The sequence below is a fragment of the Thalassolituus sp. UBA2009 genome, from assembly GCF_002335285.1.
Taxonomy (GTDB): domain Bacteria; phylum Pseudomonadota; class Gammaproteobacteria; order Pseudomonadales; family Oceanobacteraceae; genus Venatoribacter; species Venatoribacter alkanivorans.
The window spans coordinates 1-24,920 of sequence record NZ_DDCJ01000160.1; the positions used below are offsets into that span (position 1 = coordinate 1).

Annotated in this window: 23 protein-coding genes; 11 read left to right on the plus strand and 12 right to left on the minus strand. The window is 51.9% G+C overall.

What is annotated here, in order from left to right:
- Positions 1 to 345: 345 nt before the first annotated feature.
- From B3P58_RS19845 to B3P58_RS19885, 9 genes are all read right to left on the minus strand, one after another.
- Entirely contained in the window at positions 346 to 678 is a 333-nt protein-coding gene (locus tag B3P58_RS19845; protein WP_286720027.1) for a YnfA family protein, read from the minus strand.
- 334 nt (positions 679 to 1,012) lie between these two features.
- The gene (locus tag B3P58_RS19850; RefSeq protein ID WP_286720030.1) at positions 1,013 to 1,312 is read right to left on the minus strand and encodes a hypothetical protein; all 300 of its coding nucleotides are present in this window, start codon (positions 1,310 to 1,312) and stop codon (positions 1,013 to 1,015) included.
- A gap of 22 nt (positions 1,313 to 1,334) precedes the next feature.
- Complete coding sequence (locus tag B3P58_RS19855; protein WP_286720031.1) at positions 1,335 to 1,778, minus strand: hypothetical protein; 444 nt, start codon at positions 1,776 to 1,778, stop codon at positions 1,335 to 1,337.
- A 7-nt stretch (positions 1,779 to 1,785) separates the two neighbouring features.
- A complete protein-coding gene (locus B3P58_RS19860) occupies positions 1,786 to 3,258 on the minus strand; it encodes a TIR domain-containing protein (protein ID WP_286720032.1) in 1,473 nt (490 codons plus the stop codon).
- 192 nt (positions 3,259 to 3,450) lie between these two features.
- The gene (locus B3P58_RS19865; RefSeq protein WP_286720034.1) at positions 3,451 to 5,004 is read right to left on the minus strand and encodes an IS1182 family transposase; all 1,554 of its coding nucleotides are present in this window, start codon (positions 5,002 to 5,004) and stop codon (positions 3,451 to 3,453) included.
- 94 nt (positions 5,005 to 5,098) lie between these two features.
- Entirely contained in the window at positions 5,099 to 5,989 is an 891-nt protein-coding gene (locus tag B3P58_RS19870; protein WP_286720036.1) for a hypothetical protein, read from the minus strand.
- A gap of 676 nt (positions 5,990 to 6,665) precedes the next feature.
- On the minus strand, positions 6,666 to 7,214 hold the full coding sequence (locus B3P58_RS19875; protein WP_286720038.1) for an NADAR family protein: 549 nt from the start codon (positions 7,212 to 7,214) through the stop codon (positions 6,666 to 6,668).
- A 24-nt stretch (positions 7,215 to 7,238) separates the two neighbouring features.
- Complete coding sequence (locus tag B3P58_RS19880) at positions 7,239 to 8,189, minus strand: alpha/beta hydrolase family protein (RefSeq protein WP_286720041.1); 951 nt, start codon at positions 8,187 to 8,189, stop codon at positions 7,239 to 7,241.
- A complete protein-coding gene (locus tag B3P58_RS19885) occupies positions 8,186 to 8,794 on the minus strand; it encodes a DUF998 domain-containing protein (protein ID WP_286720044.1) in 609 nt (202 codons plus the stop codon). The genes B3P58_RS19880 and B3P58_RS19885 overlap by 4 nt, the downstream gene beginning before the upstream one ends.
- A gap of 384 nt (positions 8,795 to 9,178) precedes the next feature.
- Here B3P58_RS19885 and B3P58_RS19890 point away from each other — a divergent pair, with 384 nt between their 5' ends.
- The 3 genes from B3P58_RS19890 (at position 9,179) to B3P58_RS19900 (ending at position 13,522) form a co-directional block, all read left to right on the plus strand.
- On the plus strand, positions 9,179 to 11,557 hold the full coding sequence (locus tag B3P58_RS19890) for an ATP-dependent helicase (protein ID WP_286720047.1): 2,379 nt from the start codon (positions 9,179 to 9,181) through the stop codon (positions 11,555 to 11,557).
- Positions 11,558 to 11,616: 59 nt separating this feature from the next.
- Positions 11,617 to 12,852 (plus strand): DUF4124 domain-containing protein, encoded by a 1,236-nt coding sequence (locus tag B3P58_RS19895; protein WP_286720050.1) that lies wholly within the window; start codon positions 11,617 to 11,619, stop codon positions 12,850 to 12,852.
- Between the two features lie 184 nt (positions 12,853 to 13,036).
- On the plus strand, positions 13,037 to 13,522 hold the full coding sequence (locus tag B3P58_RS19900) for an FKBP-type peptidyl-prolyl cis-trans isomerase (RefSeq protein WP_145465959.1): 486 nt from the start codon (positions 13,037 to 13,039) through the stop codon (positions 13,520 to 13,522).
- A 114-nt stretch (positions 13,523 to 13,636) separates the two neighbouring features.
- On the opposite strand, the gene B3P58_RS19905 is transcribed toward B3P58_RS19900, so the two are convergent.
- Positions 13,637 to 14,041: a cyclophilin-like fold protein gene (locus B3P58_RS19905; protein WP_145465958.1), complete on the minus strand. Its 405-nt coding sequence runs from the start codon at positions 14,039 to 14,041 to the stop codon at positions 13,637 to 13,639.
- Between the two features lie 139 nt (positions 14,042 to 14,180).
- Complete coding sequence (leuA, locus tag B3P58_RS19910) at positions 14,181 to 15,866, minus strand: 2-isopropylmalate synthase (RefSeq protein ID WP_286720054.1); 1,686 nt, start codon at positions 15,864 to 15,866, stop codon at positions 14,181 to 14,183.
- A gap of 391 nt (positions 15,867 to 16,257) precedes the next feature.
- On the opposite strand from leuA, the gene B3P58_RS19915 reads away from it, so the two are divergent.
- From B3P58_RS19915 to B3P58_RS19925, 3 genes are all read left to right on the plus strand, one after another.
- Positions 16,258 to 16,755, plus strand: coding sequence for an Lrp/AsnC family transcriptional regulator (locus tag B3P58_RS19915; RefSeq protein ID WP_260997074.1), 498 nt, complete (start codon positions 16,258 to 16,260; stop codon positions 16,753 to 16,755).
- A 28-nt stretch (positions 16,756 to 16,783) separates the two neighbouring features.
- Positions 16,784 to 17,680 carry a bile acid:sodium symporter family protein gene (locus tag B3P58_RS19920; protein WP_286720059.1) on the plus strand — a complete coding sequence of 299 codons (897 nt, stop codon included), beginning with the start codon at positions 16,784 to 16,786 and terminating at the stop codon, positions 17,678 to 17,680.
- Between the two features lie 61 nt (positions 17,681 to 17,741).
- The gene (locus B3P58_RS19925; RefSeq protein ID WP_286720060.1) at positions 17,742 to 19,364 is read left to right on the plus strand and encodes a sensor histidine kinase; all 1,623 of its coding nucleotides are present in this window, start codon (positions 17,742 to 17,744) and stop codon (positions 19,362 to 19,364) included.
- Positions 19,365 to 19,440: 76 nt separating this feature from the next.
- Here the strand turns inward: B3P58_RS19925 and B3P58_RS19930 are convergent, their stop codons facing one another.
- On the minus strand, positions 19,441 to 20,352 hold the full coding sequence (locus tag B3P58_RS19930) for a LysR substrate-binding domain-containing protein (protein ID WP_225693377.1): 912 nt from the start codon (positions 20,350 to 20,352) through the stop codon (positions 19,441 to 19,443).
- Positions 20,353 to 20,484: 132 nt separating this feature from the next.
- Here B3P58_RS19930 and B3P58_RS19935 point away from each other — a divergent pair, with 132 nt between their 5' ends.
- From B3P58_RS19935 to B3P58_RS19955, 5 genes are all read left to right on the plus strand, one after another.
- Positions 20,485 to 21,174, plus strand: a complete 690-nt coding sequence (locus B3P58_RS19935) for a sterol desaturase family protein (RefSeq protein ID WP_286720063.1) — start codon at positions 20,485 to 20,487, stop codon at positions 21,172 to 21,174.
- Positions 21,171 to 21,869 (plus strand): lysoplasmalogenase, encoded by a 699-nt coding sequence (locus B3P58_RS19940; protein WP_286720067.1) that lies wholly within the window; start codon positions 21,171 to 21,173, stop codon positions 21,867 to 21,869. The genes B3P58_RS19935 and B3P58_RS19940 overlap by 4 nt, the downstream gene beginning before the upstream one ends.
- Positions 21,870 to 21,965: 96 nt before the next feature.
- Positions 21,966 to 22,325, plus strand: coding sequence for a translation initiation factor Sui1 (locus B3P58_RS19945; RefSeq protein ID WP_225693383.1), 360 nt, complete (start codon positions 21,966 to 21,968; stop codon positions 22,323 to 22,325).
- A gap of 1 nt (position 22,326) precedes the next feature.
- The gene (locus B3P58_RS19950; protein ID WP_286720069.1) at positions 22,327 to 22,947 is read left to right on the plus strand and encodes an NAD(P)H-dependent oxidoreductase; all 621 of its coding nucleotides are present in this window, start codon (positions 22,327 to 22,329) and stop codon (positions 22,945 to 22,947) included.
- Positions 22,940 to 24,775 (plus strand): monovalent cation:proton antiporter-2 (CPA2) family protein, encoded by a 1,836-nt coding sequence (locus B3P58_RS19955; protein WP_286720071.1) that lies wholly within the window; start codon positions 22,940 to 22,942, stop codon positions 24,773 to 24,775. Before B3P58_RS19950 ends, B3P58_RS19955 begins: the two co-directional genes overlap by 8 nt.
- Positions 24,776 to 24,920 lie beyond the last annotated feature (145 nt).

Sequence of the window (24,920 nt, forward strand, 5' to 3'; positions counted from 1 at the left end):
CCAGCTTTCCCCAACGGCGTGCAGATGCTGATCGTAATCGGAAAATTCCTGAATAACCTCATAACGCTCACCGGCGCGCAGAAAATTATGATTATCACCGCAGTTTGCTGCTTTATGGCCGGTCCAGGTACCGGCAGGTTTCGGGCCAAAGGTCATAGGTAAAAAGACTCGTGTTGAGATAAGGGAATCGGGTTATGTATTATTTTCTGGTTGCGAAAGAGCGGTTTTTGCTGATTAAAGCGCTCTGAAAATACAGTCTGAATGATCAGAGTTTGTAGCCTGTTCTGATTGATTATAAAGAGATTTCTTCCCGGGATAAGATCACTGCGCTCCCAGCCCGATTCATTATGAGCTGCGTGGGGCGAACATGATAATTGCCATACCCAAAAGTGCTACAGCAGATCCCACGAGATCCCAAGCGCTTGGGCGAATTCCATCGACAGCCCATAACCACAAAATGGCCATAAAAATATAAACACCGCCATAAGCTGCATAAACCCTGCCTGCTGCGGCCGGGTGTAACGACAGTAACCAGGCGAATGCCGCAAGACTAATCGCTGCGGGAAGTAACAACCAAATTGATTTTCCTTCACGCAACCAAAGATATGGCAGATAACAACCAACAATTTCTGCCAATGCAGTTACCAAAAAAAGACCTACAGTTTTTACTTCGTACAAAAGATGATCCTCTGGTTGAATTTGCATACGCCTGAAGCAGCTGGCTGTTTCGTTTGATCTCTTGCGTTTGTATGCCACGATCTTGTCTTCACGATATTATTTACACCATCGTGACAGCATGAACGGATTAATGCCGAGTGTATTGGCAACTTCCTGAACCTGACTTCCTTCAGTCAGACTCAGCTGAGCTGATTTAACCCTGAGCCCGTTTGAATACTGCCATGTCATTCCTGGCTGAGTATATTTGGGCATTAGGCACCTCGTCAGTTTGACTTTGGTGTCCGTTAAAGCAGGAGCAGATCAGTCAGCTTGCTGGCACTCGTGGCTGGCTTTGTTACATTCGGTCATAAGCTTCCGTAAACCAATTATAAGATTCTGATTCAGGCAGTCCCAGCCAATCTTCGCTTGCATCCGGATTAATAGAAACCCACCAATCTCTAAGCTCTTTATAAGTATTTGAATCGATTTCAAATGGTTGCCACCGAATGTGTAAATCATCTTGGTCTGCAGGATCATGTCCACGAGCCATAAACTCATTGACCACTTTTAACGGTGGGAAGTATCGCCCTCCGTCGATGATCTTGAACGTGAGGCTATCTTCGATAATTGTCCTAGCCAGTGCTAAATTATTCATTGTGTCGCTTTGCCTGCGATTGTTATAGCGCATATGCTTCGCCAATGACTTTCTCATAGTTAACAGCACTGAATTCAAACGGACCAAGCCCCTCAATAGGGTCGGCTTCTTCATAACCATTTTCGTATGTAAAATCGCTCCACACGTAGGTACCGCCGGATTTTGTGATCTTGCAGCCATATGCCCCGCAACCAATATCGGCACATTCAGGGCAAACATAGATCAAACATTTGCCTGATTCTGTTTCTGGGCTTTCTTTAAGTAAGAGCTGCTTCAAACTGTGCTCGTTTAGGTTGGTCCAACCGCGAGCAAAACAACCCAGGAAATCTTTGTGACCACCAGCCGCACTAATGATGGCATCCAGCAGGGATTTTCCATCAATCGTGAAATCACAGGAATGACTTTCGTGAACTTTACATCCACCACTTTCATTTCCAGGCCTGTATAGAATCTTGAAACCTAGCACTACACACCTATTGCGCTATAGCGCCGCCTTCGCGTCCGTTAGGCTCATCTTGGATTTTGCTCCTTTCGCGAATAAGACTCTTTCCTTCTTCACAAAGCTTAGAAAGCTTACTACGCTCTTCGCCCCTATTTTTTATTGCGCCCGCGAGCCTATCATGTGCATACTCAGAATCAGGTTCGACTTCCAAACCCTTCCTAAGCCATTTTTCTGCCTCCGAGTAAAAACCTTTGTTTTTTAGTAGATTTCCAATATTGTGCAAAATCCAAGCTTCCTTTTCTTTAGAAAGCTCACTAGCCTTTTTCAAAGACGACATCGCTTTATCATATAGGTCAAGTTTAAGGCATGTATTGCTAAGGTAACCAAGATATTTTACTTCTTTTGGGTTATTAATACACAGCGCGTTTAAAAGGTACAAAGCTTCCTTATGGGATTCTTTTTCTTGGAGAAGTCTTGCATACTTATATGAGATTTCTTTATTGTTCGGATATTTACGATACGCGGCATGAATCACGTTGATGGCTTTCTCTAGGTCATCATCTTCATAGATGTTGCTAATAGCTATTGCTATGTTCGGTACCGTTGAATGCTTTGGGTTATCTAAGAGGGCAATCGCGCTATCTTTTTTGCCGACACTAGAAAGGTATCCAGCCTTCAAAACCAACAGTTCAATATCTTCTTCAAATCGCTCCAGAGCAATATTTATAACATCTAAGGCGTGCTCGTAATATTTCTCCCAAGACAACATCTGCGAAACAAGCGTGTAAACCGATTTCGATTTCTTATGATCTTTCGGCAAACTGAGCAACTTTTCTAAGCCCGTAACCTCATCTTCTTTGAAGTCTATATATGTTAGCCATACTTGATTCTCTAATAAATCCTCGCCTGTGTTGCTTTCCATTATGGCATTTAGTTTCTTTCGGGCTTCAGTATAGTTATCGTTAAACAAGTCAAACAACCATTCAGACTCATTTGGTTTGCTTGAGGCTGTCGATTCATCGGACTCATTTTTGGAATCTTCCGAAGAGATAATTGGAAGCTTCTTAATAGTTTCACGTATCTGATTACATGCAGGACCTGTGGCAGCCTGAAGCCGGCCATCTTCACGATTGGGGTTATAGCTTCCTGGCGCCATGCCAAGTAAATCTGTTGGTAGATGCATATCTAAGCCATCTGGCTTAACAAAAAATACGCGATCCCGCCCAAGCCGACCAGTGAAAAGACCAAACTCAAAGATTACGTTGTCACGTATAGAGTTCACATCGTTTCCTCTCATTTTTGTTATATCATCTGGACTAAAAACGAAAACACCAAAATCAGACTCATCTACAGCTTTAGTAAGTGATTCTATGGATGTTTTTGATAGATCGAATACACCCTGATCCCATACAGTAGGTTCAGCATCGTGAGTTAAATTCTGCTGAATTGCATATGCAACACTAAGTCCCTCAACAGAGGATCCAATAAAAATTCGTGGCTTCATTTAATATCCTTGGACACATTTTTTGGGGGCCTAACGAGACTGTAGAAAAACAGTTTTCAAAAATCCCACTCTACAGCCTCCCATTTCCATGTCGTTGATTAGTCCGATTTCGGGATATCCGAACCTGCTGCTCAATATTTATCCAAATTTACTGAGTTTAACCATCCTTGTCCATATAGGGAGGATTCCACTCTAAATACTGCCGTAATTCGCGATTTTCTCTATGTTATGTACCATGCAGTACAGCTGCCATTGTCCCTGCACTTTGTCTTTTCCACGTAGTGAAAATCGGTTTAATCCCTTCTGCGTACCAATATTCGCGAATACTGGTTCTAATGCCGACATTCGGTGGCTGTAGACCTGCTTGCCATATTGGCTATCCACCCGCTTCTGCATCCAGCTCGTTGGTGATTTCTTTGTATTCAGAGTAAAACTCACCTGCCTGCCATGACCTTCCCGAGTATCTGCTGATTCCGGGTTTCTCATACACTCATGTTTGATCGGACAATGCCTGCAGTCGGTCAGATTGCCTTCGAACGCTATCGTCCGTTTTCCATATTGGTCTTTGTTATCGAACCTAAGCCACATCTCTTTACCCGTAGGGCAATGGCAGGTTTTTTGAGCGGCGTTGAGTGTGAATTCACTGGCAGGTATTACTGACTTTACGCCTTTCACTGTGTCACGGTGGCGTTTTCCATGTTTGCTTTTCTGGTCTCTGAACTTCGGATCGCGCGAGCGGAAGCGATTATCAGGAACGTAGGCATTGATCTTGTTGTCTTTCAGCCAGGCGTAGTTTTCTTCGTTGGCGAATCCTGTATCGGCAGTCACTACGATCTGATCGTCTGTGAGGTTTTTTCTGATGCCTGCACGGTTGTAGTTGGCTTGCACCGATTCGACGACAGGCCTCAGAGTATGGTGCTCCTGGCCCTCTCCGAAGGCCTGAGCATCGACGATGATCTGGTGCTTTTTATCAACCGCAGCAACACCGTTGTAGCCTTGAATCGTGCCTTTGCTTGTAGTCATTTTCGCCGACTGGTTATCGGTGATGTTACTTTTTACTTCTGTTGGCCGTTTAGCTTGCCCCATCCTTGGGGCTGCTGTCTTTAGGAACTGATCAATCTTCTGAAAATGCTTACTTAGAGTATCAATGGATTGTTCGACCTGGTCTTTGCGCTCCCTGTCTTTGGGGCGCCGCCGATCCAGCTTTTTATGTTCTTTCATGCAGTGCGCGATCTGTTTTCTGATCTTTTCCCGCTTCTCACTGAGTTCCTGTAAGGTGCCGGAATGTTCTTTCGATGCGTTGGATGACATCTTGCAGCCGTCTATGGCAATAAGCTCGTGACCAAGTAAGCCTTCCTGATCACACACCAGAGGAATCTGCTCAAATACGTTCGCAATAGCGTCAGGGTACTGACTGATAAAACTCGCGATCGACGTAAAATGAGGAACGGTATCGCAGGATAAAGCTTTGAACAGAATGTTGTGTTCACATTCCCATTGAATATCACGGCTGGAGCGCACGCCCCGGTAATAGGCGAACAGAATAATCTTGAGCATGATCGCCGGATCGTATGCACTACGACCGCCATGTTCATTGCTGTATTTATCGTAGAAGGCACTCAGGTCGATATGATTTTCAATGAGCTGATGAAGCGTGAACTCGAAGGTTCCAGGGCGTATCTGTTGCTCGAAATCGACAACCACCATAGCGCTTTGCGCATAGTTGTACTTTTTGAAGTTCGGCATCGTGAACATCCTTTGTGAGATGCCTGATTTTACTGAAAAACGCCCGGTTTTTGGAGTTTTTCTACAGTCTCAACGCTTCAATAAGGCGCGCAGTTTACTGCGTCTGCTTGATTGATTTGTTATGTGAAATCAACTCCATTTCTGGAACACTATTTTTGGCTTCTTCCTCAGCCACTTGAATTACCTTTATCATTGCGACAAGAAGAATAAGAACACCAAATAACCCAATCATTACTCCTGCACCGATTTTCTCCAAGTTTTTCTTAATAATTTTTTCTTTCTCTGGAGCAACCTTTCTAAGCCCTAAGTCAAAAAGAAGTATCAACAAAACAATTACCACCCCTAATACTAGAAAGCCAACCGCATATAATAGAACAATTGCTATTCCATACAGGATATTGTCGTTTGTTAGTTCTTCTTTGCTGTCTATTTTATCAACCCCTTTTATATCACCTGAAATTGAAGGCTTTTTATATTCCTCACCACTGAACACTACTTGGATTTTAAAGCCTTCATCCCTTTCGAGAATATCGAAAGAAAAGCCAACTTTTGTCCCATCAAAATTAACCGCAGGGTTAACGATTTTCTCTCTTGTAGATTCAGATACAAAAGCATCAATTACTTCGTAGCCTTCAGGGAATTGAAACATTAGTGGTTCAAGAACATCTTCACTTTCAATCGCTAATCGGCCTTTATTCCAAAAAGCCAATTCCTGCACGTATACATTTCCAACAAGGGGTTTTTCGCCATCTTCTGTAATCTGACTCATTTTATAATTTGATGACTTCAAGTCTGAGTGAGAAGCGTATATTAGTAACCCTTTGGTAGACAAAAACGCAGGTTCACGCTCTTTTTGATTTGCCAAGTGAAAAAATATTGCTAACGCAATACCAAGAACTGCCAAAGTAGTGCTTATTACATTCCACCAACTAATTTTCAAAATATCTCCTTTTTCACATAACAGTTTCTTAGTAGGCATGCTCATTAACACACCTAAGCCCTTATTCAGATTCTCAGCCTAAACCATTGTCCGGGCTGTAAAAATCATCGTTATTTTCTTTCTTGTCAGGATATAAGCGCGCATGCGCGCTTTTACCCTGAACCGTTCTTTACATTTTGCGCGTTATCACTTTTCGCAGAATCCTAAGTGATTGATTTTCTTGCCCTCTTTCTGGACCAAAGGTGTCAATCCGCGCATGCGCGTTTTGCTGCCGGAGCGTAAACGCGCATCAGTTTCCGCAAACAGTAAAATATACTGGTTGTTTGTACACTATTTTCTCTGGTCATTTTCAGTGCTTTTCCGGCAGTGAAAATCGATCAGGTCTGCTTGTATTCCAGACACGCTGCCGCCCATCCTTATATACGCAGGGCAGGAATTGCGTAGCTTTCTTATTCGGGGTTGTTAGCGGGGAGGGCGGTCGTTTGGACGGTGTGTTCGTACGATATGGCAGCATCCCTGCTGGTCTGAAGAGTACTTAAGTTCGCGAATGGGTTCAATAATTGATAGAAATGGTTGCAACTGGCAAAAGGCGTCAGTATCGGTATTTCCGCTATCCGGAACGGTCTGGCCGGCGGGCAGGGTATAGGTATAGGTGAGGGATGCCGGAGGGATAAGATGGAAACGGTTAGCGAGGTCTTTTAGTGTCTGGAATTGTAGTGGTTTAGCATTTCAGCTGGTCACGTACCCGCATCAGGGCAAAACCCAGCAAATTCTGGCCCTGCCAGTTATGTGGCTCAGAGGCTGCCGGATCGTCGGCCGCCAGGCCAATTCCCCATATCGCATCCACAGGGCTGGCCTCTACCAGAATACTGTCCCCGGTATTGAGCAGAAATTCCTTCAGCTCCGGGTTTTGCGAAAATTTAGCAAAGTTAGCTGATACCACGATTTCAAAGCGGTGTTGTAGCCATTTATCCTCGTCGAAGCCAAGTATGCCACGTCCCGCTTTTTTTGCTTCGTTCGGTGTCTTGCTGGCAAGCACTACTTTCAGCGCATTGTTATCGCTGAAAAGCTCAGCCTTTTTGGCCATCATATAGTGTTCTGCCGTCAGGTATGTCTGCTGTTCATCGACAAATGGTGACTCGTACCACTGACTGAAACAGGATTTTGAGACACCTGTTTTGGGCTTTTGGTGGCCCCAAAAGAAAACATAGGTCACAGGGTTGCCGTGACTGATATGGTCAATGAGTTCTTCCCTGCTCTGAATCGTCAATTTGGCACCACACTTCATTTTTTATTAAGAATCGCTGTTAAGCGGTTTATGAGAATCATCCAGCCATGACCTTATATCCTGTATAACGTCGTCAACCCTGCTGCTTCCGTCGGGCATATTAAATGAATGATCAAGGTTGTTATACATCTTAAACTCAATATTGGGCTGGTCTTTAGCGAGTTCTGCTGCTTGCTCCTGAGCCAGACGTACGGAAACATTTTTATCCAGCCCCGACTGAATGAGTAATAGTGGAGTTTCTACTCTGGAAAGTATTGCCATTTGGTCAATTTCAAACATGTTTCGCCACCACCGGTAACCATGCCCGCTCATACTAAGCTCAAAGGGTTCGCTGTTGAGGATATGTTTATAAAAACCGGTAAAGCCATTTGCAGCTTCCTGATATGCCTCAGCGGATGGTGACTGGGATTTTATATTGTGCAGAACATCATCTATAAATCTTGGGGCACCACCGTTGAGTGATACGGTGGCATTAATGTAACTCAATTCTGACGCGAGCAGGTTGGCAACGACAGCGCCTTCACTCCCTCCGAGCAGGACGATTCTTTTATATTTTCTTTCTTTGCGTAAGGTGCTTAACACCTGGGTGTAGTCTTTCACCCTCTGCTTTGGTGAGTCGTTTTCGATATAGGCAGCAGGGCAATCATCCCTTTCAGAAGCGTTGCTCCAGGGTAATTCGGCGGTAATGCCATATTTCTCAACCGTTAAAATACTGGCTTGCGGCATTACATCCGGGAACTCGCTGTTAATCCGCCTATTGTGGCGGACGCTGTTGCAATCGGAACCCTGAATTAATACCAGCAGTGTCTTCTCCGGATTATCCTGAGCAAGCAGATAGTAGGTGATATTTGTACCATCGCTTCTGGCTATTTTAAATGATTCCGCAGCAGGTAAGCTTCGGGAGTACAGCGCCTGAGAGATGAGCAGTACGAACAGCGTTAAGGCTTTAATGTTCATGCGATCATGAAGGCAGAGTAAACAAACAGCCAGAGAATCTGGAATCCGTAACTCAGCCGCTGGTGAGTGCCCGGGTTGGTTCTTTCTTTAAAGGATACGCTCAGCCGGTATGAAAAATAAAAGCAGCCGAGCAGACAGATTAATGAAAATACCCTGATGGCTGTCGGGTTAGTAATCGGGTTTGTATCCGAAAATACTGCAATTGCCGGGGCAACAATAAACGAAATCAGCATAACCATTCCCGACCATGAATGAATCTGGCAAGGCATGGTCGGGGTCGTTGTATATGGGTCTGCATCCATAGGGAAAAATCCACAAATCCAGGTACTTAATCCATGAATAACAACCATAATGCCGATAGCAACGGTTGCTGTGCTCTCAGCGTGGGTGCTGATCAGGTAATATCCAAACAGGATAAATAAGAGGCCTAAAGGATAATTGTTGATAAGTGGTGAGAGTTTCTGGGTTGGACTGCCAGCAGCACCCAGCTCGCTGCAAAATTGCCTGGAATGGCTGTAGTTCGGATAGAACAATGAGGCAATAATAACGCCTGCTACGATCCAGATGGAAGCAATAATCCCCGTGTAAGAAATAACGCTAAGCACGTTTAAATTCCCTCTGAAAGTTGGTCATTTAATGCCGGGCCGGTTTCGCCGCACAAACAGTTAGTCGCCCCTTTTACACCATTATCAGGCGTGTTTATCGCTGCTCATATTGTCTGTTGTTGAGTGGGTAGTCAATGCGTGGGGGAGAGGCTGGGCTGGATTGAACCTGCGGGGTGCTTGCAGGTATGCCGGTTCTGCGTTTCTTTATCCGGATTATGGATAGGTTCCGTTGCAAGAGAACCGTGTCTGGCCGAAGAGCGGCACTCTCTGCATCAATCTGTGTCGCCAATCTGTTAGAATCCGGCGACTGAACTCCAGAGGCCCGTGCCCGCTTTGACCAACAGTAACTTACCTCCCAATACGCCCCCCGGCCATGTGCTTGCTGTGTCTTCTGCACAGGAACAGCAAGCGGCGCAGGTAAGCCGGGCACCGCAGCAGGCGCAGCTGACGCCGCAGCAGGCGCAGGTGATTGCGCATCAGCAGGGTCACGCCAAGGTGGTGGCGGTCGCGGGGGCGGGTAAAACCACCACGCTGACACACTTTATTGCTGCCCGTCTGAGCGAGGGCGTAAGCCCACGGCGTCTGCTGGTGCTGATGTATAACCGCGCTGCGCGGGAGGATTTTGAGGCCAAATTAGGTCGCTTGTTGCCTCGTCAGGCGTTGCCCGAGGTTCGTACCTTTCATTCGCTGGGCTTGCGTATTTATCAGCGCTTAATTGCTCAGGGTGTCTTGCCGCCGTTTCAGGGCAAGCCGTTATCCGATGGCGAAATGGAGCCCATTGTCTGGCGTTTACTGCAGCAGCTGGCGGATGACGATACCCGTCAGGAAATTCTGTCACAGCGGAAAAAATGGGTCGAACCGGCACTGGCCTTTATTGATCTGGTGAAGTCTGGCCTGCAGCCGCCGGCTGAGGTGTTTGCCGCGCTGGAACTGCCCGACAGCTGCAAAATCTTTATCGACCTGTTTGATCTGTTTGAAGACTGGCGCCGTCAGCAACGGCGCATCAGTTATGCCGATATGCTTTACGATCCGGTAATGGCTTTTATTTATCAGCCGGAAGTCGCCGCACAGTTTGGCGGCCATATGCAGTGGATTCTGGTCGATGAATATCAGGATATTAATGCCATTCAGCAGCATTTGCTGGAGGTGCTGTACGGTGGTCGCGGTTCGGTGATGGTGATCGGTGATCCGGATCAGACGATTTATGAATTCCGTGGATCAAAGCCGGAATTTATTGTGCAGAAATTTGATCAGCAGATGCAGCAGGTCAGTACTTACCAATTGCCGCACACCTTTCGCTATGGCCATGCGCTGTCGCTGCTGGCCAATCATCTGATTACCCATAATAAAGAGCGTGAGCCGGTGCTGTGCCTGTCGCATCCGTCCACGCCGCAGACGAAAGCCAGACTGCATTTTGCCCGTTATGAACCAGCGCTGATTTTAACCCTGATTAAAAGCGAGGCAGAAAAGCAGCCGCTGGAAAATATCGCCGTTATTAACCGCTTATGGGCGCTATGTGCGCCGATTGAGCTGGGGCTTCTGCAGGCCGGTATTCCGTATCAGCTGCATAATTCACAGTCGGTACTGGATCGCTGGGAATTGCAGATTTTCTGGATATTACTGGAAATATCGGCCGGGCGTTTTGCTGCGCGTAATACCGAACAACGTACCGATGCCTGGCTGCAGTTACTGACCACGCCATACCCGAAGATTAAACGCTCAACACTGGAACAGATTGCACGCACTATGGCGCAGGCCGATGCCGACTTTGGTGAGGCGCTGCAGGCGGCGGTGCCGGACGATATGAGTAAATGGCAGCGCCAGCAGCTGGATGCCCGGGCCGAAGTACTGGCCAGTGCTGAGCATGTGGCGATGCCGGCGTATCGGTTATTACAGCAGTATATTGATCAGTCGGGTCTGGAGGATGGCATTGCCGACAGTGCTTTCTCGGCGCAGCAGATTGAAGACCGCCTGCAAACCATTAAAGCCTTTGTGCATTTTATGCGTGAGTCGGAACAGAACAGCCGCAACGCGCTGGATTATCTGCAGCAGTTAAAGGCGCAGCGTCTGCAGCAAAGCCGTGAGAAAAAAGGCGGTGTGCATTTAACCTCGATACATAAGAGCAAAGGTCTGGAGTGGCCGGTGGTGATTATTCCCGGTTTAAATGCACACTATTATCCTTATACCCCGGAAGGTGAATTCACTACGCCAGCCAGCGAAGAAAGTGAGCGGCGTTTGCTCTATGTGGCGATGACCCGCGCCAAACAGCAACTGCATTTAATTGCGCCAGATCCGTTTAAAGATCAGAAACGTGGTGGCGGGCAAACTTCCGCCCGCGACTGGAGCAGCCGCTTTCAGCAGGAACTAATGGTTGAACGCAGCGTTGATATTGCCCGCGCTATTGAAACGAAATCGGACTCTGTTGCGTTAAAAATACCCCATGGCAGCCCCGCATCCTGGTTGCAGGATTATTGCCGCCAGCTGGATATTAACCTGACGTTTACCCTGGATACTTCTGCGCCTGCATCGGCAGAACGTACACCGCGGCGGGCGGCACCGGGTTATCCCAAGGCGCCGGCAGATTATATTATCGAACGTAAATATTCGGCCGCAGAAGAACAGCGCCGTATCCGCCATGACACCCTCGGGGCAGGGGTCGTGCTGGCGGAAGATGAGCGCTATATTAAAATCCGTTTCGATGGTGAAGCTCAGGCGCGTACGCTGGATAAAAAAACTGCCAGTGCTTTTATGGAAAATGAATAACCGGCCTGATCTGTTTATAGCCCTTGAAACAGGCCGACAAGCTGCAGGAGAAAAGAGACATGAAGTCATTGCTGCGCATTATGCTGACCACGTTGTTTGTTACCTTTATAGCAGCGCTGGCGCTGGAACTGTTCTGGCTGAACAGCACGCCTGAGCAGCGTCAGCACTGGCTGAGTTTAAGTCCGCAGCCACTGGGCATTAAACCCAACGGCTGGCTGTTACCGCAATTATTCAATGCACATACAACGGCTTCTGTGACGGCGGCGCCGGGTGTCGCTTCTGAGCGCGCTCCGGGCCGTTATGAGTCTTGGTCTGATACTGCCCCAGCGGCTTCCTCATCCAGCGCCGCGCCGGCCAAAAGTCTGGCGGACAGCATGCCCACAGGTTACCGCAATCATGGTGGCGCGGAATGTGTGCGTCCACCGACACAGGATATCCGTGATGTTGAACGCGGTGCGGTCTATCGCTGGACCGATAGCGAAGGCAAGGTGCACTTCGGCGACCGGCCGCAGCAGAGCGGGGCGGAAGACCTCAGTAAAAAATACGCCGCGGCAACTCAGGGCGTGCGTCTGGTGATGGAATACCCGGGCTGGGCCGGTGACGCCCAGCTCGAATTTCAGCTGCGGCGTGAAGCCGATTTACTCTACCGGGTATTAACGCGCTTTATTCCGCAGAAGGCCTGGCGTCAGATCAACCTGAATCTGGTGCTGTTTGCCAGTCAGAGCGCCTTTGATGAATTCCGCCAGCAGCAGGGGGCAAACAGTGGCTGGATGGCGTATTACAGTGGCGGCCATAATCAGGCATATCTTGCCCGCCAGCAGCGTGACGAATGGACGCTGCGTATTGCCCGCCATGAAATGACCCACGCGATGATGACCGGCATGCTGGGCACGACACCGATCTGGCTCAGCGAAGGGATGGCACAATATCTTGAAGGTCTGCAGTGGCAGATGAATGCCGGCCAGATAAAAGCCGATGCCGCAGGTTTTAACCGGCTGAGCGCCCAGGGACTGACCGGTTTCAGCGAGCTGGCCGGACGCAGCCATGCTGAGTTTAACGGCATGGCGCAGGATGAGAATTACGCCCGTGCGGCAGCAATGGTGTTTTTTCTGATTGACCATGACGATGGTAAGCGCTGGTTGCGGCAGACGCTGGGCCATTATGCGCAGCATCCCTGTGCACCTTTTATACCGTCACAATTCTTTAATCAGGCCTACCCCGGCGGGCTGGCGGCGGTAAACGGGCGCTACGCCCGCTGGTTACAGGACGGGCATTTCACCACGCACTATTACTGATGACAGGATTGGGTGCGCGGCAGGGGGTGGTACTCAGATAGCCAGTTGTTATACTGAGCGCTTTCGTAGAGATCGGTCGTACAGGTTTATCCGGGTCGCCTTTGCGTAACGCCACAACGCCTTGTTCAGACAGGGCGGTTATATTTCAGTCCGGTGATGCCGGGCCCAACAAGGACAACACCTTATGACCATTGCACAACACAAAATCGTAACCATTCACTACAAAGTTGTTGATGTTGCCAGCGGCGAAGTTATCGATTCATCTGAAGGTGGTCAGCCAATGACTTACCTGCATGGCGCACAGAATATTATTCCGGGTCTGGAACAGGCTCTGGAAGGCAAGCAGGTTGGTGATGAATTTGAAGTCACTGTTGCTCCTGCCGATGCGTACGGCGAGTACAGCGAAGAGCGCGTACAGCAGGTACCAATGGAAGCGTTCGAAGGCGTCGAAAAAGTTGAGCCTGGTATGGCCTTTACCGCTCAGACTGAACACGGCCCGATCAACCTGATCGTGACCGAAGTTGATGAAGCCATCGTTACTGTTGATGCCAACCACCCTCTGGCCGGTAAGTCTCTGAGCTTCAGCGTTAAAGTTGAATCTATCCGTGACGCCAGCGAAGAAGAACTGGCTCATGGTCATGTTCACGGTGAAGGCGGTCATCACCACTGAGTATTTGCCCAAGGGTAAAATACTTAATAAAAAGCCGGCTTATCGCCGGCTTTTTTTATGCATTTTTAATTTATTTTTGCGGATATTTATTTCTGCTTAAAAAATAACGGCTGGTTATTGTCCGCTGGCTTTTTTCAGATCCAGTGGTTCGGCAATATCCACTTCAACGACGGTACCGGCTTTTACATCGGCCAGTGCGCTGACTTCATCAAGGGCATCGCCCCAGATATTACAGGCATTGGACAGGCGGATTTCACCGTGGCGGGAAATAGGTGTTGGCCCGAAACCAATGACAATGCTGCTGCCATCGGCCCAGAAGGCAATATCGCCGGGTTGCACGATATTCACCGCATTATCTTCATAGCTTACCCGTACCGGGCAGTCGAAAATAACTTCCTGCCCCCAGGTTTGTACCGTGGCGGTAAAAGGCACCGCCTTAAGAATGGCCTGAGCAGTTGGGGTGCGGCGCAGTGCAATACGGATTTCGTGGTTTTCAAAACGCATAGCCAGTAACGTCATAAGAAATTCCCCCGTCGTGTCAGTAAAGACAACGGCATAAATGCATCCGCCGGCATCGTGCCGGCGGTGCAGTTCCGTTGCATTGGATTACCTTCAGACTAGCAGAGCGGTTTTTTTGCCGCGCTGCTTTTCTTGGTTCTCAGGCGACGGCCCGGCTGTCAATGATTGCCTTGTTAATAGTAAACAGGATGGCATTAAGGCTGGCCGAGAGGGTGTCACCATCCTGAGCGACCGCGGTATAACGGCTGCCGCGGATGCTGGCCTGCACAAAGGCCATGGCGGTGGCATCGGAACCTTCACTGATGGCCTGCTCGTCAAACTGGACAATCTGCACGTCCACGCCGGTGGCTTTGTGCATGGCGTCAGCAAAGGCGCTGATGGCACCGTTGCCATGACCATGAATCAGCATTAATTGGCTGCCGTCATTAATAGACGCCTGCACATGATACTGGCTGCCCTGTTTGTCGATCTGGTAACCGGCCAGCGAGTAGCGACCATCGCTGTTCATAAACTCTGTGCGGAATACGCTCAGAATTTGTTCCGGGCTGAGTTCGCCTTCCTGCATTTCGGCGCGGCGCTGAATCGGCTGCGCCAGTTCGATCTGCATCCAGCGTGGCAATGTGGCGCCGATCTGCTGTTCGAGCAGATAAGCAGCACCGCCTTTACCCGACTGGCTGTTGACGCGGATCACCGACTGGTAATTGCGGCCAAGGTCGCGCGGGTCGATTGGCAGATAAGCCACATCCCATGGCTCGTCGTCCTGTTGCTTGCTCAGACACTTGCGGATGGCATCCTGATGGCTGCCGGAGAAGGCGGTATACACCAGCTCGCCGAGCCACGGATGGCGCGGATGAGTCTTGATGTTGGTACAGGCTTCTACGGTGGCGATGATGTCATCGGCCATGCTGATATCCAGCTCAGGATCAACGCCCTGGCTGTACAGGTTCATTGCCATGGTCACGATGTCCATATTGCCGGTGCGCTCGCCATTGCCGAGCAGAGTGCCTTCGATACGGTCGGCACCGGCGAGCATCGCCAGCTCGGCGGCGGCTACTCCACAACCACGGTCATTGTGGGTATGAATGCTGATGATCAGGCTGTCGCGCTTGTTCACATGGTCGCAGAACCATTCAATCTGGTCGGCAAATACGTTGGGCATGCTGCTTTCGACGGTGGCCGGTAAATTGATGATGGCTTTTTTCTCTGCAGTCGGTTGCCATACATCGATCACGGCGTTGCAGATCTCAACAGCAAAATCGACTTCGGTGGTTGAGAAGCTTTCCGGTGAATACTGGAATACCCACTCGGTCTGCGGATGGCGTTTGGCTTCGCTGGCAACTTTACGCGCACCGTTCACGGCGATGTCGATAATGCCCTGTTTGTCGAGATTAAAGACACGCTGACGCTGTACCGGTGAGGTGGAGTTATACACATGCACCACCGCGCGGCGTACGCCGGCAAGGGCTTCGTAGGTGCGTTCGATTAATTCATCACGCGCCTGCACCAATACCTGAATGGTAACGTCTTCCGGAATCTGGTTGGCTTCGATCAGCCAGCGTACAAAGTCGAAATCCGGCTGTGAGGCGGCAGGAAAACCGACTTCAATCTCTTTGAAGCCCATGTTGACCAACAACGCCCACATCTGCTGTTTCTGCGCAACGGACATGGGCTCGATCAGCGCCTGGTTACCATCACGCAGATCAACTGAACACCACAGCGGCGCGGTGGTCAGAGTCTGGTCCGGCCAGCGGCGATCGGTTTTGGCGATAACGGTTGCAGGGCGGTACTTACGATGGTTAAAGCGGGCGGTGGTCGGGGTATTCATATCCGGTCCTTGCTCAGATTTTATAAAAACTGGTCATTGATTGCGTGTTTTAAGCCTTTTGAGCTTGTTCGTGTTTCCTTTCTGACTGTCTTTGCTCAGACCTTGTGAGTCCTCTCTGGCCCTGGCCACTTCTGGTGGCTGGGCGGACGCGGTGTCTTGTGAACAGCGCGTTCAGATGCCTTCCGGTAAGGAAGAGATCTGGTTAACAGTATGTGCACAGTATATGCGGCATGCTGGCGTTTATGATTGCAAAGTTGCTATTGATAACCCTTAATTTTGATACAATATTGCGCGATGTTTATTGTCTTTGGCGATTTGTGCCAATGTCTGTTCGTGGCACGGATTGCCCTGACCGGCAACGACTTGTATCAGCTCAACAGAAGGTCGTTTTATGAACTCAGATATGCCCGATGGTATGGCCCGGCTGGATCGTATTGACCAGCGCATTCTCGAATTACTGCAGCAGGATGGCAGTCTCAGCAATCTGGAGCTGGCCGATAAAGTCGGCCTTTCGCCCTCGCCGTGCTCGCGCCGGGTAAAAGCGCTGGAAGAAAGCGGTATGATTCAGGGCTACCGTGCCCATCTGGATGCCCGGCGTCTGGGGCTGGATCTGCTGGCGCTGATTTCGATCAGCATGGATCGCCATACGCCGGAGCGTTTTGATAACTTCGAATCGCAGGTCGCGGCCTGTCCGGAAGTGCTGGAGTGCTACCTGATTACCGGCCAGTCGGCCGACTATGTATTAAAAGTGATCGTGCGTGATATGAATGCCTATCAGCAGTTTCTGCTTGGCACCCTGACCCGTATTGAGGGCGTCAGCGGAGTGCATTCCAGCTTTGTAATGCGTAAAGTCATCGACCGCACGGCGCTGCCATTAGCAGCACGCTGATGGGATGATTTTTCTGTAAGGAGACGATGTGTTAACCCAGGTTGCTTTACCACTGGCTCTGGCCATGATGATGCTGGTGATGGGGCTGAGCCTGCGCCCGGTGCACTTTATCGCAGTAGCGCGTGAGCCGAAGCTGATTCTGCTTGGTCTGGCGCTGCAATTATTATTGTTACCGGCGCTGGCGCTGATGCTGGTTATGATGCTTTCTCTGCCAGCCACGCTGGCCATCGGCCTGATTATTCTGGCGGCCTGCCCCGGTGGTGCCACCTCAAATATTATCAGTCATTTAAGTGGTGGCGATGCGTCGCTGTCGGTCACCCTGACGGCTCTTATTACCTTGCTGGCACCTTTGACGTTACCGTTGTGGGTGAATACCCAGCTGCACTGGCTGAGCCTCGATCAGCTTGAACTGTATCTACCCTGGCTGCCGACATTAATGCCTTTATTACTGGTAACGGTGTTACCGCTGTTAGTGGGCATGGGGTTGGGGATGGTGCTGGCGGCCCGTTATCCGCAATGGTTAGAGCGTGCTTTACCCTGGTTTAACCGTTTGTCGTTGTTGCTGTTTATTATTCTGGTGATCGCCATGGCTGTGGCCAACAGCGAGCGTCTGCCGCAATTATGGTCGCAGGCGACACTGGTGTGTCTGGGGCTGTGTGTGCTGGCGATGGCGGCGACCGCTTTGATCAGTCGTTTACTGCGCCTGAGCGAGCGGCATACGCTGACGCTGATGATCGAAGTGGGTATCCAGAATGCCGGTACCGCCATGCTGATCAGCGCGACCATCCTGCAGCGGCCGGACCTGGCGCTGGTGGCGTTGTTTTATGGCATCCTGATGAATATACCGGCACTGCTGCTGATTGGGCGCCGGGTTTTGCGTCAACCGGCCAGTGTTGTCATGCCGTCAGGAGGATCTTCGCTATAATGATCAGAGCCTATCTCCATCGCAGCCGGACCGCTGCGTTGCCAACCAACAGGGGCCAACTTTGACCAGTCGTCTGTCATCGATAGAAAGTAAGCTGACCTTTTATGTGCTGAGCTTCAGTATTTTTCTGGGGGTGCTGTTCAGTGCCGCGCAGATTGGTTTTGACTATACCGCCGAGAGTCGCCGTTATCATGAGCTTACTGCGCAACTGCTGGAGCGACAGAGTGGCCCGGCGGCGCTGACACTCTATAACTACGATGGCAGTTCGATGCAGAGTATCCTCGACAGTCTGCTGATGAACCCGGCGGTGGTGGCCAGTGTGATTGTGGAAAACGAGACCGGCTTCGAGAAACGTGCCGGTCTGAGCAAACGCGAGCTGAGCGATACCGCTAATTCCTTTTATTACCGTGCCCACGATGTCGAACTGCTGGAACCGGTGATCTATTCCAAAAATCCACGGGTGATTGGCCATCTGACGGTCTGGTCGGATGAGCGTCTGACCCGCCAGGGCTTTGAACGCCGCGCCGGTATTACGTTATTGCTGGATGTGCTGCGCAATATCACGCTGGCGGTGGTGCTGATTCTGGTGTTCCGTGCGCGTCTGACCAGCCCGCTGAAACGTCTGATGGAACGCCTGATGGCCATTGACCCGCGCCAGCCAATAACCGCACCGCTGGTGGTGGAAGGCTCGCTGCGCAACAGTGAACTGGACGATCTGGCGCACAAAATGAACGATGTTTTACGCGCAATGGAAGGCGAAATCAGCCAGCGCCAGCAGGCCGAAAACCGTATCCGTCAGCTGAATGAACAACTTGAAGAAAAGGTAAAAGCCCGTACTCAGGCATTGCATGACAGCAACAGCCAGCTGCAGAGCAGCCTGAACGAATTACAGCGCACGCAGGATCTGTTACTGCAGGCGCAGCGTATGGCGTCGCTGGGTCATCTGGCGGCGGGTATGGCCCATGAAATCAACAATCCCATCGCGGTGGTGTACTCCAATATCGCCACGCTGAGCGAGTATCTGAGCGAGCTGATTGGCCTGGCCGATCAGTATCAGGCCGCCGAACATGGTATTGCGGATAAAGCCCTGACACAGGCGCTGGTGCAGATGCGCACGGCCATTGATCTGGATTTTGTGCGCGACGACGCCCCGGATCTGGTGCGTACTTCCAAGCAGAGTCTGGAGCGCGTGCGTAATATTGTCAGCGAGCTGCGCACCTTTGCCGATACCGAGCATCAGCATAAAGAAATCACCGCACTGGATGAGCTGATGCAGCAGGCGCTGGCCGAGCAGAACATCAGTGCGCGTAACGATTTACGGGTTTACAGCTATTTGCAGCAATTGCCGCAGGTGTCGTGCATCCCGGAACAGGTGCGGCTGGTGTTTAACAATATTCTGCACAACGCCGCCGATGCGATGCCCGATGGCGGCACCATTGAAATTGCCGGCGATCTGCAGGATGACTGGGTAGCGGTCATGGTCAAAGATTCCGGCACAGGTATGAGCGAAGAAGATCTGAGCTGTGCGGTTAACCCCTTCTTTACCCGCAAGGAAATTGGTCAGGGCACCGGCCTTGGCCTGACCGTGGCGTACAACGTGATGGTCAATCATGGCGGAGAGCTGCTGATCGACAGCTCTCCGGGTAAGGGCACCGTGGTTACCCTGCGTTTTCCACGCAGCTGACAGAGCCTGTCGCCAGTGCCTGTTAACAGGCACTGAGCAGGCTCTGAATATCCTCCCGTTCTTTCTTTGTGGGGCTTCATGCTCCCGTCAGATTCACCAATTCCTTCAATAATTCCCGTAACCAGCGGTGTGCCTGATCGCGCTCACGGCTCTGATGCCAGATCAGCTGCAGTTCAACCGGTGGGCAGGCAAAGGGCAGGGGGGCGGTCTGCAGTAACTGCTGCCAGAGACTGTGGCTGACCAGCTGTTGCGGTACCACGGCAATCAGGTCGGTACTGGCGACTACCGGCGGAATCGATACAAAACTGCTGACCCAGAGTTGCACCTGGCGTGGCAGATCTTTATGTCCCAGCAACTGCTCAATCGGCGTGCCCTGACGGTTACGTGGTGACAGGCTGACATGTTGCAGGCGGATAAACTCGTCGTAGCTGAGATCGGAGCGGAACTGCGGATGGTTACGCGCGGCAATCACCACCAACGATTCCTGCAGCAGCGGCGCATGGCACAGCCCCGGCTGCGGCTGGTCGACATAATCGATGGCCAGGTCGAGGCGGCCATCCTGCAGACGCTGCACAATATCCGGGCTTTGGTCGGTTTCTATCTGCAATGCCACACCCGGCGCGCGCTGGCGCAGCTGCTGCATCAGCCAGGGCGCAGCCAGATATTCCACTGCGCCATTGGCACACAGACGGAAATGCCGGCGGCTGGTGGCGGCATCGAAGCTTTGCTGATCGGCCCAGCCCTGTTCAATCAGCTCCAGCCCGTCACGGACTTTGGCGTACAGCTGCAGTGCCCGCGGGGTCGGTTTCAGGCCGCTGGCGGTGCGCACAAACAGATCATCACCCAGCTGCAGGCGCAGCCGTTTCAGGGCGTTACTGACCGCCGGCTGACTGAGGTGCAGACGTGTGGCGGCACGGGTCAGGTGCTGTTCTTCCATTAAGGCGGCAAACAGCGGCAGCAGATTCAGGTCGAGGGAACGCAGGCTCATGGCTTTCTCATGCATTATTCATAATAGTGATAATACATTTTTTAATTATTGATTGGCCTTTATTTAGCCGCCGGCGATAGAGTGGAGACAACTTAAAAATAATAACAACTGCAATAACGACAGGAGATGCTTATGGCCTTTGATCATCTGGCCTTCCGCGCCCGTTACCGTGCCTCCATTGCGCGCTTTTATTCCGGTGGTCTGCATGCGCTGGTGGTTGCGGCAACCGGGCTGGGGGTGATCCTGTACAGCTTCAGTCAGGTGGCGCAGGGCAGTGTTACCGAATGGCTGGTATTGCCGCTGACCATGGTGCTGGTGAATTTCGGCGAATACGCCACCCATCGCTGGCTCGGGCACCGTAAAACCCGTATTGGCCGGCTGTTTTATTCGCGCCATACCGGCGACCACCACAGCTTTTTTATTGAGTCGGCGATGCCCTTTGAAAGCGTGCGCGACTGGCGTGTGGTGCTGTTTCCGGCCTGGCTGATTTATGTGTTTTTAGTATTTCTGATTATTCCCGGTACCTTGCTGCTGCAATGGCTGTGGTCGGATAACGCCGGCTGGATTTATGCCGCCGCGGCACTGTGTGGTTATCTGTTTTATGAGGTGATGCACTTCAGTTACCACCTGCCGGCGGGCAGTTTTGTTGAGCGCACGCCGATCTGGTGGCGCTTGCGGCATCTGCACCAGTTACATCATGAGCGCGAGCGTATGGCGCAGTGTAATTTCAATATCACCCTGCCGTTATTTGACTGGTTACTGGGCACACTGTACTGGCGCGCACCGGGCAATCGGGCGACATCCGGGGAGAAAAACCGATGAAACAGACACTGTTTGGCCTGGCCGTGATTCTCGGCGCGCTCTATATCCTGCTGTGGCCGCTGCATCCGTACCCGCTCAGCTATGCCCTGAAAGCCAGCCCGGTATTGCTGCTGGCGGTTGTTGCCTGGCTGCAGTGTCAGGGCGGTAATCTCCGTCTGCATGCGGCCTGGCTGTACGCGCTGGCGATGCTGACCTCAGCCGCCGGGGATGTGTTTCTCGACTTTGACCGCAGCCTGTATTTAAAGCAGGCGCTGGCGGCGTTTTTGCTGGCGCAGCTGAGTTATATCGCGCTGCTGTGGCCACTGCGGCAGAGCCGCCGTGGGGATGTGCTGCGGGCCGGCTTGCCGGCGTTGTTTGCGGCCTTTCTGCTGTGGCAGTTTTACCCCAATACCGGCGCGCTGTGGTGGCCGGTGCTGATCTATGTGCTGTGTTTATGGGGCATGGCGGTGCTGGCGTTGCGCAGCGGCAATCGCTGGATTGCCGCCGGCGGTGTGCTCTTTATGCTGGCCGATAGCCTGATCGGCGTAAACCGCTTCTGGCTGCCGTTTGAGCATTCCACACCGGTGATCGTCAGCATCTATATCAGCGCTCAGTTACTGCTGGGGTATGGCCTGTTGCTGGCGGCGGATTCACCTCTGCTGAAAGCAGCAACAGGCAGGCAGAAAAGCATGGCGGAATCCGCTCCGGCGAGCTGAAATCCGTGATTGCGTCAGGGCGGTGGATGGTTTAGTTTGCCGCTTCTTTACGGTCATTATTGGCCAGTTCTGTCGCATAGCAGTGTGAGTGTTCCCATGGCAAAAAAATCTTCTTCCGGTGGTCTGGTGTATTCAACCGAGTTTGGCCGTGCCTGTCCTGAGTGTCGCGAACCCCAGGATCAGTGCCGTTGCGGCGAACCAGAAGTACCCGCCGGAGACGGTATTGTGCGCGTCAGTCGCGAGAGTAAAGGCCGTGGCGGCAAAGTGGTGACCATTGTCAGCGGTGTGCCTCTGGCAGGCGCCGAGCTGAAGACGCTGGCGAAAGAACTGAAGCAGAAATGCGGCGTGGGCGGCGCATTAAAAGACGGACTGATTGAAATTCAGGGCGATCAGCGTGACCTGCTGGTCAGCGAGCTGAGCAAGCGCGGTTTCACCGTTAAAAAAGCAGGTGGCTGAGATGCAGGCCACTTCTGCTGGCGCTCAGACAGACTCCGCAGCACCGCGTGCGCTGATCGTTTACGCCCATCCTCAGCATCAGCATTCCTATGGCAACCGCGAATTACTGGCGGCCGTGCAGGGGCTGGAGCAGGTCACCGTGCATGACCTGTATGAAGAGTATCCCGATTTTCATATCGACGTGGCGCGCGAGCAGGCGCTGCTGCTGTCCCACGATCTGATTATTTTTCAGTTTCCGCTGTACTGGTACAGCGCCCCGGCCTTGCTGAAAGAATGGCAGGACCGGGTGTTCGACTTTGGCTTTGCCTATGGCCAGAACGTGCAGCAGGAACAGCAATCCCAGGCGCTGGCGGGTAAGGCGCTGTGGCTGGCGGTTACCGCCGGTGGGCCGGTGAACTCCTTCCGCGAAGAAGGCATCAGCCGCCGTCCGCTGAGCGACTATCTGCTGCCCTTTGAGCAGAGTGCCGCGCTCTGTGATATGCGTTATCTGGAGCCGTTTGCGGTGTACCGCATCCGCAAACTGACCAAACCTTATCTGCAGGAACGCGCCGAAGAATACCGTGCGGCGCTGTTGCAGCATCTGCGTGACCTCAGAAAACCTCAGGAGAACGCCGATGCATGACAGCGGCTTAATGCAGCAGGCTTTTGTTTTTCTGTTGTCGGCAGTGGTGGCGGTGCCCGTGGCCAAGCGTCTTGGACTTGGCTCGGTACTGGGCTATCTCTGTGCCGGTGCGGTGATCGGGCCCTTTGCGCTGGGCTTGATCGGTAACGACGTTGAAGGCGTGATGGCCTTTGCCGAATTCGGCGTGGTGATGATGCTGTTTTTGGTCGGCCTCGAACTCGACCCGTCGCTGTTGTGGCGTATGCGCGTGCCTATTTTAGGGCTCGGTGGCCTGCAGGTGGTGGTCACCAGTGTGCTGATTCTGCTGGTCGGCGTGCAGCTGGGTTTTCCCTGGCAGCAGAGTCTGGCGGTGGGCATGATTCTGGCGATGTCGTCGACCGCCATCGTGTTACAGACCCTGAATGAAAAATCACTGCTGAAAACCGAAGCCGGGCAATCGGCCTTTGCTGTGCTGCTGTTTCAGGATATTGCCGTGATTCCGATGCTGGCCATTCTGCCGCTGCTGGCACTGGACAGCTCGCTGGTGGCTGCGGCTTCGCACACCGGTTTATCCGGCTGGCAGAAAACCCTGCTGGTACTGGCGGTGGTGGCCTCCATTGTGATTGTTGGCCGCTGGGTCAGCCGCCATCTGTTCCGCATTATTGCCAACACCCGTATGCGCGAAACCTTTACCGCCACCGCACTGGCGCTGGTGGTCGGTATTGCGCTGCTGATGGAGCTGGTCGGGTTGTCACCGGCACTGGGCACCTTCGTTGCCGGCGTGGTATTGGCCAACAGTGAATACCGCCACGAGCTGGAAGCGGAGATTGAGCCTTTTAAAGGCCTGTTGCTGGCGCTGTTCTTTATTTCCGTTGGCGCCAGCATCGACTTCGCCTTGCTGGCGGCCAAACCCTGGCTGGTTCTGGAACTGGTGCTGGGGCTGATCATTATTAAAATGCTGGTGCTGATTGTGCTGGCGCGGCTGTTTGGTCTGTCGGCGCAGAGCAACGGTATCTTTACCTTTGCCCTCGCCCAGGGCGGTGAGTTTGCCTTTGTACTCTTCACCTTTGCCGGTAATAACCAGATTTTACCGGCGACGATGATTGAGCCGCTGGTGCTGGTGGTCGCGCTGAGCATGGCGGCGACACCGCTGCTGATTATCCTTAACGAGCGCCTGATTCTGCCGCGGCTGTCGGGTAATAACAGCACGCGCCCGCACGATCAGATCGAATCGGAAGAGGCGCGCGCCATCGTGGTCGGCTTCGGTCGCTTCGGCCAGATTGTTGGCCGTCTGCTGCGTATGAACGGCTTTGCCATTACGGTTCTGGAGCACGACGCAACTCAGGTGGATACCGTGCGCCGTTTTGGCCATAAGGTATTTTACGGTGATGCCGCTCGCCTCGATCTGCTTGAAGCCGCCGGACTGGCCGACGCCGAACTGCTGGTCGTCGCCATCGACGATCACGAGCGCTGCCTGCAGATCGTCGAAGTGGTGCGCCGCCATTACCCGCAGCTGCGCATTATTGCCCGTGCCCGAGGTCGTCGTCAGGCGGCGGAACTGCTGCGTGCCGGGGCCGATCATGTGGAGCGTGAAACCTTTAACTCAGCGCTGGCGCTGGGACGCGAAGCACTGCGTTCGCTTGGCTTCCGCGCTTATCAGGCGCAGCGTGCGGCGGAACTGTTCCGCCACCATGATGAACTGAATGTACGCTCGCTGGGCGAAGTGCTGGATGACGAATCGGCCTTTATTAACCGCGCGCGTCAGCATGCAGTCGATCTGGAACAGGTGCTGAAAAACGACCAGAAGGTCGATGCCGAAAGTGGTGATCAGGCCTGGGATAGGGACTAGCCTGTATTTCAGGCTGTACCTGAATGAAGTGATAAAGCAAGCGCTTACAGCACTGCTGTCCCACAGTTTTTAATCAGCACCGCAGCTGACAAAAACAGCATTTTTTAACATCAAGGCCTGTTGCCTCCCAGGGGAACTTATCCCC